The sequence below is a fragment of the Hydrogenophaga sp. IBVHS2 genome (assembly GCF_002127215.1).
GTDB lineage: Bacteria > Pseudomonadota > Gammaproteobacteria > Burkholderiales > Burkholderiaceae_C > Hydrogenophaga.
In genome coordinates, this window is record NZ_NFUT01000001.1 from 710,006 (window position 1) to 721,920 (window position 11,915).

15 protein-coding genes are annotated in these 11,915 nt (G+C 69.1%); 6 read left to right on the forward strand and 9 right to left on the reverse strand.

Features of this window, described 5'->3' with window-relative positions:
* The 3 genes from CAP38_RS03505 to CAP38_RS03515 all read right to left on the reverse strand — a co-directional run bounded on the left by CAP38_RS03505 (position 1) and on the right by CAP38_RS03515 (position 2,980).
* On the reverse strand, positions 1–1,071 hold the full coding sequence (locus CAP38_RS03505; RefSeq protein WP_256924237.1) for an acyltransferase: 1,071 nt from the start codon (positions 1,069–1,071) through the stop codon (positions 1–3).
* On the reverse strand, positions 1,068–1,931 hold the full coding sequence (locus tag CAP38_RS03510) for a hypothetical protein (RefSeq protein WP_086119460.1): 864 nt from the start codon (positions 1,929–1,931) through the stop codon (positions 1,068–1,070). Before CAP38_RS03510 ends, CAP38_RS03505 begins: the two co-directional genes overlap by 4 nt.
* 62 nt (positions 1,932–1,993) lie before the next feature.
* On the reverse strand, positions 1,994–2,980 hold the full coding sequence (locus CAP38_RS03515) for an NADPH:quinone oxidoreductase family protein (RefSeq protein WP_086119461.1): 987 nt from the start codon (positions 2,978–2,980) through the stop codon (positions 1,994–1,996).
* Between the two features lie 107 nt (positions 2,981–3,087).
* On the opposite strand from CAP38_RS03515, the gene surE reads away from it, so the two are divergent.
* From surE to rlmD, 5 genes are all read left to right on the forward strand, one after another.
* Positions 3,088–3,864 (forward strand): 5'/3'-nucleotidase SurE, encoded by a 777-nt coding sequence (gene surE, locus CAP38_RS03520; protein ID WP_086119462.1) that lies wholly within the window; start codon positions 3,088–3,090, stop codon positions 3,862–3,864.
* Positions 3,861–4,634 (forward strand): protein-L-isoaspartate(D-aspartate) O-methyltransferase, encoded by a 774-nt coding sequence (locus tag CAP38_RS03525; RefSeq protein ID WP_086119463.1) that lies wholly within the window; start codon positions 3,861–3,863, stop codon positions 4,632–4,634. Before surE ends, CAP38_RS03525 begins: the two co-directional genes overlap by 4 nt.
* Positions 4,635–4,803: 169 nt before the next feature.
* On the forward strand, positions 4,804–5,634 hold the full coding sequence (locus tag CAP38_RS03530) for a peptidoglycan DD-metalloendopeptidase family protein (RefSeq protein WP_086119757.1): 831 nt from the start codon (positions 4,804–4,806) through the stop codon (positions 5,632–5,634).
* Between the two features lie 10 nt (positions 5,635–5,644).
* Positions 5,645–6,430: a 3'-5' exonuclease gene (locus CAP38_RS03535; RefSeq protein ID WP_086119464.1), complete on the forward strand. Its 786-nt coding sequence runs from the start codon at positions 5,645–5,647 to the stop codon at positions 6,428–6,430.
* A 32-nt stretch (positions 6,431–6,462) separates the two neighbouring features.
* Positions 6,463–7,863 carry a 23S rRNA (uracil(1939)-C(5))-methyltransferase RlmD gene (gene rlmD, locus CAP38_RS03540; protein ID WP_086119465.1) on the forward strand — a complete coding sequence of 467 codons (1,401 nt, stop codon included), beginning with the start codon at positions 6,463–6,465 and terminating at the stop codon, positions 7,861–7,863.
* A 10-nt stretch (positions 7,864–7,873) separates the two neighbouring features.
* Here the strand turns inward: rlmD and CAP38_RS03545 are convergent, their stop codons facing one another.
* Entirely contained in the window at positions 7,874–8,194 is a 321-nt protein-coding gene (locus tag CAP38_RS03545) for a hypothetical protein (protein WP_086119466.1), read from the reverse strand.
* Positions 8,195–8,330: 136 nt separating this feature from the next.
* Positions 8,331–9,029, reverse strand: coding sequence for a Bax inhibitor-1/YccA family protein (locus tag CAP38_RS03550; RefSeq protein ID WP_086119467.1), 699 nt, complete (start codon positions 9,027–9,029; stop codon positions 8,331–8,333).
* A 209-nt stretch (positions 9,030–9,238) separates the two neighbouring features.
* Here CAP38_RS03550 and CAP38_RS03555 point away from each other — a divergent pair, with 209 nt between their 5' ends.
* Positions 9,239–9,646, forward strand: a complete 408-nt coding sequence (locus CAP38_RS03555; RefSeq protein WP_086119468.1) for a heme-binding protein — start codon at positions 9,239–9,241, stop codon at positions 9,644–9,646.
* A gap of 103 nt (positions 9,647–9,749) precedes the next feature.
* Here CAP38_RS03555 and CAP38_RS03560 read toward each other — a convergent pair whose 3' ends face one another.
* Genes CAP38_RS03560 through CAP38_RS03575 form a run of 4 tightly spaced genes read right to left on the reverse strand, consistent with a single transcriptional unit; the run spans position 9,750 to position 11,772 of the window.
* Complete coding sequence (locus CAP38_RS03560) at positions 9,750–9,944, reverse strand: hemin uptake protein HemP (protein WP_086119469.1); 195 nt, start codon at positions 9,942–9,944, stop codon at positions 9,750–9,752.
* Entirely contained in the window at positions 9,941–10,351 is a 411-nt protein-coding gene (locus tag CAP38_RS03565; protein ID WP_086119470.1) for a biopolymer transporter ExbD, read from the reverse strand. The genes CAP38_RS03560 and CAP38_RS03565 overlap by 4 nt, the downstream gene beginning before the upstream one ends.
* 2 nt (positions 10,352–10,353) lie before the next feature.
* Entirely contained in the window at positions 10,354–11,088 is a 735-nt protein-coding gene (locus CAP38_RS03570) for a MotA/TolQ/ExbB proton channel family protein (protein ID WP_086119471.1), read from the reverse strand.
* Between the two features lie 18 nt (positions 11,089–11,106).
* Positions 11,107–11,772, reverse strand: coding sequence for an energy transducer TonB (locus CAP38_RS03575; protein WP_086119472.1), 666 nt, complete (start codon positions 11,770–11,772; stop codon positions 11,107–11,109).
* Positions 11,773–11,915 lie beyond the last annotated feature (143 nt).

An 11,915-nucleotide genomic window follows, 5' to 3' on the forward strand; every position in this document is an offset into this window, starting at 1 on the left:
TCAGGCCACCGAGGGGCGGGGGGCTCGCCCCAGCCGTCCCAGCCGCACTTCCACCGCGTGGTGGAAGGCCGCGCCCAACAGGTTGCAGGCCAGCCACGCCAGCACCACCCCCAGGGTCTGGACCCAAGGATCCTGGGGTGCATGCCGGTTGAACCACGCGTTGACCACCAGCGCCACCGGGAAGTTCAGCAGGAACACCGAGTACGAGATGCGGCTGAGGTAAGCCAGGACCGTGCTGCGCGGCCAGGTGTGCAGCCAGCCGGCGCGGCGGGACCAGGCCAGCGTGACGGCCACCAGCAAGGCCAGTGCGATGCGGGTGCGCCACTCCAGCGCCAGGGCCAGCAGGCACAAGCCCACCACCAGAAGGCCCAGCCTCAGGCCCCGACCGCGGTCGGCCGGGTCGCTGACCCACCAGGCCAGCACGCCCATGCCATAGGCACCGAAGAAATAGACGGCCCAGCTGTCCCAGTCGGCGTCGCGGTTGAAGTGGAACAGGGATGCGGCGACCACCAGCACCACCACCCGCCGGGCCCATCCGTCAACGCCCGATGCCGCTTCCGGCCGAAGGCGACGCACCAGCCAGAGCATGCCCAGCAGCAGGGCATACAGCTGGAAATCGATGGCCACGTACCACACCCCGGCCGAGAGCGAGTCCACGTCCAGCAGGGTGTGCACCAGCAGTGCATGGGTGACGAACTGCCAGAGGTCCGGGCGATCCGGCAGCGAGTCGTGGGTCATCCAGAACCGGGCGATTTCGGTGCACACCACGGCCACCAGCAGCGAGGCCAGGTAGGGCAGGGCCACCCGGGCATAACGCTGCCACAGCAGCGGCAGCGCCGAGGCCGTCCGCAGCGTGCCGTCGGGGGCCAGGCTGCGGGCGGCCAGGAAACCGGCCACCACCAGAAACATCTGTACCGCCATGCGCGCGTCCTGGCTCAGCCACTCCACCAGATCCGGCAGCAGGCGGTGCGTCCAGTCGGACATGGGGCCGTAGAAGGCCAGGTGGTGCAGCACGATCAGCTGCGCACCCACGGCCTTGAGGGCGTCGATGTAGGGCAGCCGGTCGTTCACTCGGCGTGCCAGTGCAGCGGAAACACGTAGTTCTCGGTCAGGGCACGGGCTGCCATGAGGGGCAGCAGCCGCGCCACGAACACCTCGCCGACCCATTGCCGTTCCGTCGGGCTGTCGTGTCCCGATTCCCGCACCAGGCGGATGCAGCTGAAGCTGGCAATGCCGTCTTCCACCGACAGCCAGGCCGGTGGCTTGGGGACCGGTTCGGTGTCGATGGGCACAGCCCCGAAGGCGCTCTTCCAGGCATCCAGAAAACGCTCGAAGTAGCCGACCGTACCGGCCCGCCAGACTTCGGCTACATAGAAGTTCCAGGCCCCGGCCGATTCGGTGACGAAGCCCCAGTCGAACTCGTGCACCGACAGATCGCCCTGGGCCATCACGCCGATGCGGCGCACATCGTCACGGGCGGCAAACTCGGCCGTCAGGGGCCCGGCGCCGGCCGGCAGGCCGCGCACCAGGCGATCGATCGCCTCGGGGGGGGTGCGGAACAGTGGTTCGGGCTCTTCCCAGGGGGAACGTGCCCGGCGCAGCAGCCGGTCGGTGGCATTCACGCTGTACTGGGCCAGGATGCACCGGTCCATGAAGGCCTTGCGGCCTTCGGGTGTGGAGATTTCCTGCACCACCTGCTCGAACGCGTCGTCGGCCCGCAAGGCGCCGGTCTCGCGCATGTGCAGGATGATGTCGAGCATGGAGCTGCGCGTGATGTGGTCCACCGCGTAGGCCAGATCGCCCCCTTCGTAGTCGACCATGGCCTGCTGGATCCAGGCCATGAGCTCTGCCCCGTCCAGCCCGTGCGGGGCGCGGGGCATGTCGTTGAAGAGGGCGCGCATGACGCGCACCGTGTCGAGGTCGGTGGCCATGGGGGGCTCTGTGGGCTCGGGTGTCGGGATCCGGGGTACCGTATGCCCGCATTATCCCCGGCTCAGTTCACCAGCACCAATTTGCCCTTGACAGACCGTGAACCCATCACGGCATAGGCCTGTACCAGCTCCTTCATGGGCAGGGTGCGGTCGATCATGGGCTTGATCTTGCCGGTGCCGTACAGGCCGGCCAGGGTCTGCATCATGGCGGCGTTGGCCTGCGGCTCGCGCTTGGCGAAGTCGCCCCAGAAGACGCCCACGATGCTCGCGCCCTTGAGCAGGGCCAGGTTGAGCGGCAGGCTGGGGATGGGGCCGCTGGCAAAGCCCACCACCAGATAGCGCCCGCGCCAGGCGATGGAACGGAACACCGGTTCGGCGAACGCGCCGCCCACCGGGTCGTACACCACGTCGGGGCCCTTGCCCCCGGTCAGGCGTTTGATCTCGTCGCGCAGGCCGCCGTCAGGGGTGTGGACGCTGTAGTTGATGGTCTCGTCGGCCCCGATCTCTCGGCACAGGGCACATTTGTCGTCGCTGGAGGCGGCGGCGATCACCCGCGCACCAGCCGCCTTGGCCAGCTGGATGGCGGCCGTGCCCACGCCGCCGGCAGCGCCCAGCACCAGCACCGTCTCGCCGGCCTTCAGGGCGGCCCGGTCCATCAGGGCGTGCCACGAGGTGGCGTAGATCATGATGAAGGCCGCCGCATCCACCGCCGGAAAGCCCTCAGGCAGCGGCATGCACAGCGCTGCCGGGGCCAGCGTGTGGGTGCCGAAACCGCCGGTGCCGCTCAGGCAGGCCACCTTCTGGCCGACCCGCAGGTGCTTCACGCCCTCGCCCACGGCCTGCACCGTGCCGGCGTACTCCGAGCCGGGCACGAAGGGCAGGGCCGGTTTCATCTGGTACTTGTTCTGCACGATCAGCAGGTCGGGAAAGTTCAGACTCGCCGCCTCGATGGCGATCAGCACCTCGCCGGGGCCGGGCGTGGGGGTGGGCAGCTCCTTCCACTGCAGGGCTTCGACGCCGACGGGGTTCTCGCAGAGCCAGGCATGCATGGGATGTCTCCTTGTGGTGGTCAGCGGCCATGATAGGGAAGCGCTGACCTGCGGACAGGGGTGTCCTTGTCCCGCCCGCGACGGGGGGCGCCGCCTAGAATCGCGGCATGAAAATCCTCATCTCCAACGACGACGGCTACCAGGCGCCCGGCATCCAGGCCCTGTACGAAGCCCTCAAGCCCCTGGCCGACGTGGAGGTGGTGGCGCCCGAACACAACAACAGCGCCAAGTCCAACGCCCTGACTCTGCACTCGCCGCTGTATGTGCATCGGGCGCCCAACGGCTTCCGCTACGTCAACGGCACGCCGGCCGACTGCGTGCACATCGCGCTGACCGGGCTGCTGGGCTACCGGCCCGATCTGGTGGTGTCCGGCATCAACAATGGCGCCAACATGGGCGACGACACCATCTATTCCGGCACCGTGGGTGCCGCCATGGAAGGCTATCTGTTCGGCATTCCGGCCATTGCCTTCTCGCAGACCGAAAAGGGCTGGGCCCATCTGGATGCGGCGGCCGACAAGGCGGCCGAGCTGGTGCGCCGGCTGCTGCCGTCGCTGGAGACGGCCCCGGACCGCCAGGCCCCCTGGCTGCTCAATGTGAACATCCCGTGCCGTCCGGCCAGCGAGATCCGGGGCTTCAAGGTGGCGCGCCTGGGTCGGCGCCATGCCGCCGAATCCGTGATCACCCAGGTCAATCCGCGGGGCGACACCATGTACTGGATCGGCAGCGCCGGCCCGGCCAAGGACGATGTGGACGGCACCGACTTCCACGCCACCAGCCAGGGCTACGCCACCATCACGCCGCTGCAGGTCGACCTGACCGACCATGACCGGCTGGCCTACTGGGCGCCCACCGCCGCCGCCCTGGGCGGGAGCGATCGGTGACCCAGACCCCCGGCGGACGGCAGCGGCCCGGGTTCCCGGCGCGGCTGCCGTCGTCCACCCCGGCCCCGGCGCGCCGCACTGCCACCGATACGTCGGCGGTCAAGGTCCCGCCGCCCACCGGCGTGGGCCTGGATTCCTCGGCGGTGCGCATGGCCATGGTGCGGCGGCTGCAGATGCAGGGCGTCTCGCATCCGGCGGTGCTTGCGGCGCTGGGCGCGGTCGAGCGGCACCGGTTTGTCGACACCGCGCTGGCCATCCAGGCCTACGAGGACACCAGCCTGCCCATCGGCCTGGGCCAGACCATCAGCAAGCCCAGCGTCGTGGCCCGCATGATCGAGCTGATCTGCCAGGGGCCGGGCGGCGTGGCCGGGCGGGTGCTGGAGATCGGCACCGGCTGCGGTTACCAGGCGGCGGTGCTCAGCCGCGTGGCGCGCGAGGTCTACAGCATCGAGCGGCTGCGCGGCCTGCACGACAAGGCGCGCGAGAACCTTCGGCCGCTGCGGCTCTCCAACCTGCACCTCCTGTTCGGTGACGGCATGCTGGGTTTCCCGGCGGGCGCGCCGTACGCGGCCATCATCGCGGCGGCCGGCGGCGACGACCTGCCCTCGGCCTGGATCGATCAGCTGGCGGTGGGCGGCCGGCTGGTGGCACCTGCCGTCACGGCTGCGGGCCGGCAGAACCTGGTGGTGGTCGACAAGACCCCAGCCGGCATCGTCCGCACCGAGCTGGAGGCGGTTCATTTCGTGCCCCTAAAATCGGGCATCGCCTGACGCGCCGCCCCGCCGGTGCGTCTTGCCTCTCACACACAGGGCCTGCACATGCAGGTCCGTCCCTGCTGGAGTCCTCATGAATCACGCACTTCCCATGACCACCGGCATTGACCGAGCGGCGGGCTGGACGGCCCGTCCCGGGCGGCGCGCCAGCACCCTGGCGGCTCTGATGGTCGCCGGCCTGATGGCTGCCGGCTGCAGCACCACCCGCGTCAGCGGGCCCGCGCCGGTGGAGGACCGAGGATTTTCCCGGTCCGAAACGGTGGCGCCCAAGCCCGGCGCCGAAAACGCCGGCAAACCCGGTTACTACACCGTCAAGGCCGGTGACACGGTCTACCGCATCGCGCTGGACAACGGCCAGAACTGGCGCGACATCGCGGCCTGGAACAACCTGGCCAACCCGTCTTCCATCGAGATCGGGCAGGTGCTGCGCGTGGTGCCCCCGGCGGCTGCGGCTGCCCCCGCTGCCCCGGTGGTGGCTGCAGCGCCCGTGAGCAGCGGTGGCGTGGTGGGTCGACCGCTGAGCGAGACCAGCCAGCCGGCACCGGCCGCAGCCCCTGCGCCGGCCCCGGCCCCGGCGGCGGCCCCTGCGCCGGCACCGGCCCCCGCGGCGGCGGCCACCCCTGCCGGCGACGAGCTCACCTTCGTCTGGCCCGCCAACGGCCCGGTGGTGGCCCAGTTCGACGAGGCCACCAACAAGGGCGTGGGCATCGGCGGACGCATCGGTGATCCGGTGGTGGCTGCGGCCGACGGTCGCGTGGTCTACGCCGGTGCCGGCCTGCGCGGCTACGGCAACCTGATCATCCTCAAGCACAACAACACCTACCTCACGGCCTACGCCCACAACCAGTCGCTGCTGGTGCGCGAGGACCAGGCCGTCAGGCAGGGCCAGAAGATCGCCGAGATGGGCAGCAGCGATGCCGATCGGGTCAAGCTGCACTTCGAGGTGCGCCGCCTGGGCAAACCGGTCGATCCGCTGGGCCACCTGCCCAAGCGCTGAGGCCCGCACCATGGCCTGGCCGGTGCTGGTGTTCGACATCGAGTCCATTCCGGACATCGAAGGCCTCAGAGCCTTGCGCGGCGAGCCGGCCGACAAGCCCGATGCCGACGTGTACGCGGGCTGGCTGGAGGAGCGCAAGTCCCGCAACCAGAGCGACTTCATGCCGCTGCACCTGCAGCGCGTGCTCGTCATCAGCTGCGTGTTCCGCAACGCCGAGGGCCTGCGGATCCATTCCTTCGTCGACCGCGATGGCCAGAGCGAGGGCAAGGTGGTGCAGACCTTCTTCAACGCGGTGGAGAAGCACTCGCCCCAGCTGGTGAGCTGGAACGGCGGCGGCTTCGATCTGCCGGTGCTGCACTACCGGGGCCTGCGTCACGGGGTGGAGGCCAGCCGCTACTGGGACATGGGCGAGGACGACCGCGAGTTCAAGTGGAACAACTACATCAGCCGCTACCACATGCGCCATCTCGACCTGATGGACCTGCTGGCCATGTACACGCCCAAGAACAACGCCCCGCTGGATGCGCTGGCCAAGCTGTGCGGCTTTCCCGGCAAGCTCGGCATGGACGGCTCCCAGGTGTACAGCCAGTACCTGGCCGGGCAGACGGAGGAGATCCGCCGCTACTGCGAGACCGACGTCATGAACACCTACCTGGTGTATTGCCGGTTCCAGAAGATGCGCGGCGGCTTCACCCCCGAGGAGTACGACCGCGAGATCGCCTATGTGCGCGAGACCCTGGGGCAGCTCGCGCCGGACGAAGCGCACTGGCAGGAATACCTCGCGGCCTGGACCTGAGTCGCCTGCGCCCGGCCTGAGACAATCGGGGGATGCAATCCGACGCCCCCGAACACAAATCTCCCGCACTCCCCGACGGCTGGCTGGCCGTCGAATCCCTCGACATCGAAGCCCAGGGCATTGCCCACCGACCCGACGGCAAGGTGGTCTTCATCGAAGGCGCGCTGCCCTTCGAGCAGGTCAGCGTGAGCGTGCACCGGCGCAAGAACAACTGGGAAGCCGCCACTGCCACCGCCATCCACCGCGAATCCTCGCAACGGGTGCGTCCGGGCTGCCCGCACTTCGGCCTGCACGCCGGTGCCTGCGGCGGCTGCAAGATGCAGCACCTGCACGAGAGCGCGCAGGTGGCCATCAAGCAGCGCGTGCTGGAAGACAACCTGTGGCACCTGGGCAAGGTGAAGGCCGAGACGTTGCTGCGTCCCATCGAAGGCCCGGCCTGGGGCTACCGCTACCGGGCCCGCCTGTCGGTGCGCCATGTGCACAAGAAGGGCGAGGTGCTGATCGGCTTTCACGAGCGCAAAAGCCGCTATGTGGCCGACATGCAGGTCTGCCACGTGCTGCCGCCTCACGTGAGTGCCATGCTCATGCCGCTGCGTGAACTCATCTTCGGCATGGATGCGCGCGAGACCTGCCCGCAGATCGAGCTGGCCTGCGGCGACGAGGTCACGGCGCTGGTGCTGCGCCACCTGGAGCCTCTGAGCGAGGCCGACATCGGCCGCCTGCGCGCCTTTGCGGCCGTGCATGGCGTGCAGTGGTGGCTGCAGGCCAAGGGGCCTGATACGGTCAAGCTGCTGGACCAGGGTGGACCGCAGCTCTCCTACAGCCTGCCCGAGTTCGGCATCACCATGCCGTTCAAGCCGACCGACTTCACCCAGGTCAATCCGCAGATCAACCGTGTGCTGGTGGGCCGGGCGCTGCGCCTGCTGGACGCGCAGCCGAACGAACGCGTCATCGACTGGTTCTGCGGTCTGGGCAACTTCACCCTGCCCATCGCGACCCAGGCCGGCGAGGTGCTGGGCATCGAGGGCAGCGAGGCCCTGGTGGCGCGCTCGCGCGAGAACCTGCGGTTCAACCAGTCCGGTCGCAGCCGACCGCTGGCCCCCACATCCTTCGTGGCGCGCAACCTGTTCGAGATGACGCCGGAGCTGCTGGTGGCCGATGGGGTGGCGGACAAATGGCTGGTCGATCCGCCGCGCGAAGGGGCGTTCGCCCTGGCCAAGGCCCTGGCCGATCTGCACCAGGAGCCGCAGCGCGCCGCCGGCTGGACCGCACCGAAGCGCATCGTCTATGTGAGCTGCAACCCGGCCACGCTGGCCCGCGATGCCGGGCTGCTGGTCCACCAGGCGGGTTACCGCTGCGTGGCAGCCGGGGCGGTCAACATGTTCCCGCACACGGCGCACGTGGAGAGCATGGCGGTGTTCGAACGCGCCTGAGGCGCGCGGATCAGGACCTGTCGGCCGGCTTGGCCTCGGCCGCATCCTTGGGCGGTTCGCTGCCTTCGCGGGGCATGCCCACGATGCTGTTCTCGCGCATGTACTGGTCCATCTCCTTCCAGCCCTCGAACACGGCCGACTTGCCGGCCTTGGGGTTGGACTCGAAGCACGATTCGATGCTGCGGATGGCGTGACGGCAGGCGCTGCCGATGGCCTTGCCTTCGGCTTCCTTGCGGGCGAGCACCTGCGATGCGGTCTCGATGCCCAGGGCGTCGCATCCGGCCAGCAGGGCCAGGGCGGTGAGGCTGATCAGGAGGCGGGAAGATCGCATGGCGTGGGCTCGGTCGTGGGGCCGGGGATGTCATCTGTATCGGCAGTGCCGGTCCCGACTTGATACCGCAGGCCCGGTTCCGCCCATGAAAAAGGGGCCCGAAGGCCCCTCGATCCGGTCGGTCGGACCGCTGTCGTCACTCGCGCTCGCCGCCGAACACACCCAGCAGGGTGAGCAGGCTCTGGAACACGTTGAACAGGCTCAGGTACACGCCCAGGGTGGCGGTGATGTAGTTGGTTTCCTCGCCGTCCACCACGCGCTTGAGGTCGTACAGGATGAAGGCCGAGAAGATGCCGATCGCCAGCACCGACAGGGTGATCATCAGCGCGCTGGACTGGATGAACACGTTGGCGATGCCGGCCACCAGCAGCATGATCACGCCGATGAACAGGAACTTGCCCATGTTCGACAGGTCGCGCTTGATGACGGTCGACAGCGAGGCCATGCCGAAGAAGATGGCCGCCGTGCCGCCGAAGGCGGTCATGATCAGGCTGGCCCCGTTGGAGAAGCCCAGCACGTTGGCGATCAGGCGCGAGAGCATCAGGCCCATGAAGAAGGTGAAGGCCAGCAGCACCGGCACGCCGGCGGCCGAGTTCTTGGTCTTCTCGATGGCGAACATGAAGCCGAAGGCGCCACCCAGGAAGACGATGAGGCCCATGAAGCCGGTCAGGCCGGCGGTGATGCCGGTGGCCACGCCCACCCAGGCGCCGAGCACCGTGGGCACCATGGACAGCGCCAGCAGGGCGTAGGTGTTGCGCAGCACACGGTTGCGCTGGGCGGCGGAGCCGGCGATGGTGGCGCCGAAGCGGCCGCTGGTCTGGATGTGTTCGGACATGGCGAGACTCCTTGTCGTCGTTGGGATGTTGACTCTGAGCATTAATTGCCCATTAAGTTTCACGATTGTAGGGGTCGTCCTGGTGGCCCGACCCGAAGACGGCGAAAAAGCAGGGCTGTCAGGGGACTTGTGACCGAAATCCCACCAATCGGCGCGGTATCGTCGGGGTTTGTGCCGGGAAAAGGCATGCAACCCTGGAGAAACCTTCCATGAAATCCAAAGACCAGCTCGAAGCCGCCGACGTGAAGGCGATTGCCGCCGCCGCCGAGGCCGAAGCCCAGAAGAACAACTGGCCGGTGACCATTGCCATCGTCGACGACGGCGGCCACCTCCTGTGGCTGCAGCGCATGGACGGCGCAGCCGCCATCTCCGCCCACATTGCCCCGGCCAAGGCCCACACCGCCGCGCTGGGTCGCCGCGAGAGCAAGATCTACGAGGACGTCATCAACCAGGGCCGCATGTCGTTCCTGAGCGCTCCGCTGCTGCAGGGCATGCTGGAGGGCGGCGTGCCCATCATGAAGAACGGCCAGTGCATCGGTGCCGTGGGCGTGAGCGGCGTGAAGTCGACCGAAGACGCCCAGATCGCCCGCGCCGGCATCGCCGCCCTGGGCCTGTAAGCCGATCCAAAAAAGGCCTGGCTACCGACGCTCGGGCGTCGTGGCTGGCCAACACGACCCGGCAGGACCCGCCGCAGCGGCGTCCGGGGTCGCCCCACGAAACCTATTTGGTCAGGATCAGCTTGCCCTGGCGCGTGGCCTGCAGGCGGTAGATCGACCCGTTGTGCTCGATGGCCACGCTGCGCTGGCCTTGCAGGATGCGCTCGCTGGGCACCAGACCCGCCGGCGGGACCGGCGAGGTCGGGGCCCGGCATTCGGTGCTGCCGGTCGGCTCCGGGCGGGGGGACAGGGCGTTCATGGCGCGGGCTCCGTGATGAACCCGATCTTGCGCACCCCGGCGCGCTGGGCTGCCGCCATCGCCTGGGCCACGCGCTCGTAGCGCACCGCCTTGTCGCCCCGGATGTGGAGTTCGGGCTGCGGGTCCATGGCAGCTGCCTGACCCAGCCGAGCCGAGAAGTCGTCGTCGCTCACGCGCTGATCGTTCCAGAAGTACTGGCCCTGGGCATCCACCGAGAGGCGGATGTTCTCGGGCTTGTCCTGCACCCGTTCCACGCTGGCCTGGGGCAGTTCCACATTCACCGAGTGCTTGATGACCGGCACGGTGATGATGAAGATGATCAGCAGCACCAGCATGACGTCGATGAACGGGATCATGTTGATCTCTGCCAGCACCTCGCCGCTGTCGTCCTGGGTTCCGATGGCCATGGTCAACCCCGCTTCATGGGCAGCACCTTGCCGTCGGCACCCACCGAGACGCGGGCACCGGTGACGAAGTAGGCGTGCAGGTCATGGGCAAAGCGGTTGAGCTGGTGCAGGATGCCCTTGTGGCCGCGCACCAGGGCGTTGTAGCCCAGCACCGCCGGAATGGCGACCAGCAGGCCCAGCGCGGTCATGATCAGTGCCTCGCCGATGGGGCCGGCCACCTGGTCGATGCTCACCTGGCCCGCCGCGCCGATGCCCAGCAGCGCGTGGTAGATGCCCCAGACGGTGCCGAACAGGCCCACGAAGGGCGCGGTGGACGCCACCGAGGCCAGCACCGACAGGCCGCTCTGGCCGCGCGCAGTGAAGTCGTCCACGCTCTTGCGCAGCGAGCGCTCGATCCAGTCGCTCACGTCCAGGCTGTCGTGCAGCTGGGGGCGGGTCTGGCCGTCCTTGTGGGTGATGTGGCGCGCGGCTTCGCGGCCTTCGGTGGCCAGCGAGCGGAACGGGTTGCCTTCGGGGGCGCCCAGCTTGTCGAGCCCCTCGGCGAAATCGGCGCTGTGCCAGAAGCCTTCGACGGCGCGGGCCTGGGCCCGCTGCGCGCGCTGGTCCAGCACCTTCCACAGGATGATCACCCAGGTAGCCAGGCTCATGGCCAGCAGCACCAGGGCCACCGAGCGGGTGACCCAGTCGCCCTGGGTCCAGACGTGGGCCAGGCCCGAGGTCGCGAAATCGTTGTTCATGGTGTGGCGAAGTGAGGTTTATTCAAGGACGAAGTTGATCGGGACGGTGACCCACATGGCTTCCGGGGTGCCGCCGCGCTTGCCGGGCACGTAGCGCCAGCGCAGCACGGTCTGCAGGGCCGCCTGATCCAGACGGTCGAAGCCGCTGGAGGTGCGGATCTCGGCGCGCGAGGCGGTGCCGTCGGTCTCGATGAAGACCCGCAGCGTGACCTTGCCCTGTTCGCCCAGCCGACGCGACAAGGCCGGGTAGGGCGGGCGCGGGTTGTTGAGGTAATCGGCCTGGCTGCTGGGCAGCACGACCGCCGGCGGCGCGGGCGGCGCTGCGGGGGCTGCTGACGCGGGGGGTGCCGGTGGTGCCGGGGCCGCAGCCGCAGGCTCGGCAGGCGCCACCTGGGGTGCCAGCGGCGACGGGGCAGGAGACGGGCTGGCCACCGGTTCGGGCCGGGGTGCCGGGGCCGGACGGGGTTGCGGGCGCGGCGCCGGGCTGGGTGCGGCCTGGGGCGGCGGCGGCGCGGGCGGCACCTGGGGCTGGGGCGCTTCGATGAACTCGGCCATCACCTCCACCGGCACCACCAGCTCCACAGCCCGGCGCAGCAGCCCGCTCTGCAGCGCCCACACCCCGGCCAGGTGCAGGCCGACCACGGTGGAGACGACGGCAACCCGTCGGGACGTCTGACGCGACATGGGCAAGGCGGGTGGGGACAGCGGCGGGGGCATCGCAGCGGAGGGCAACGTCATAGTTTAGGCGGCGGTCCGTCCCGGAACACCCAGCGCGCGGCCAGCACGATGATCAGCAGGCTCAGGCCGAAAGCCGACAGGGCAGCAGT

Excerpts from the sequence above, each read along its gene's own strand:
- CAP38_RS03510 (WP_086119460.1), bottom strand. The coding sequence starts at position 1,931 with ATGGCCACCGACCTCGACACGGTGCGCGTCATGCGCGCCCTCTTCAAC.
- CAP38_RS03515 (WP_086119461.1), bottom strand. The coding sequence starts at position 2,980 with ATGCATGCCTGGCTCTGCGAGAACCCCGTCGGCGTCGAAGCCCTGCAG.
- surE (WP_086119462.1), top strand. The coding sequence starts at position 3,088 with ATGAAAATCCTCATCTCCAACGACGACGGCTACCAGGCGCCCGGCATC.
- CAP38_RS03530 (WP_086119757.1), top strand. The coding sequence starts at position 4,804 with ATGGTCGCCGGCCTGATGGCTGCCGGCTGCAGCACCACCCGCGTCAGC.
- CAP38_RS03535 (WP_086119464.1), top strand. The coding sequence starts at position 5,645 with ATGGCCTGGCCGGTGCTGGTGTTCGACATCGAGTCCATTCCGGACATC.
- rlmD (WP_086119465.1), top strand. The coding sequence starts at position 6,463 with ATGCAATCCGACGCCCCCGAACACAAATCTCCCGCACTCCCCGACGGC.
- CAP38_RS03545 (WP_086119466.1), bottom strand. The coding sequence starts at position 8,194 with ATGCGATCTTCCCGCCTCCTGATCAGCCTCACCGCCCTGGCCCTGCTG.
- CAP38_RS03550 (WP_086119467.1), bottom strand. The coding sequence starts at position 9,029 with ATGTCCGAACACATCCAGACCAGCGGCCGCTTCGGCGCCACCATCGCC.
- CAP38_RS03555 (WP_086119468.1), top strand. The coding sequence starts at position 9,239 with ATGAAATCCAAAGACCAGCTCGAAGCCGCCGACGTGAAGGCGATTGCC.
- CAP38_RS03560 (WP_086119469.1), bottom strand. The coding sequence starts at position 9,944 with ATGAACGCCCTGTCCCCCCGCCCGGAGCCGACCGGCAGCACCGAATGC.
- CAP38_RS03565 (WP_086119470.1), bottom strand. The coding sequence starts at position 10,351 with ATGGCCATCGGAACCCAGGACGACAGCGGCGAGGTGCTGGCAGAGATC.
- CAP38_RS03570 (WP_086119471.1), bottom strand. The coding sequence starts at position 11,088 with ATGAACAACGATTTCGCGACCTCGGGCCTGGCCCACGTCTGGACCCAG.
- CAP38_RS03575 (WP_086119472.1), bottom strand. The coding sequence starts at position 11,772 with ATGTCGCGTCAGACGTCCCGACGGGTTGCCGTCGTCTCCACCGTGGTC.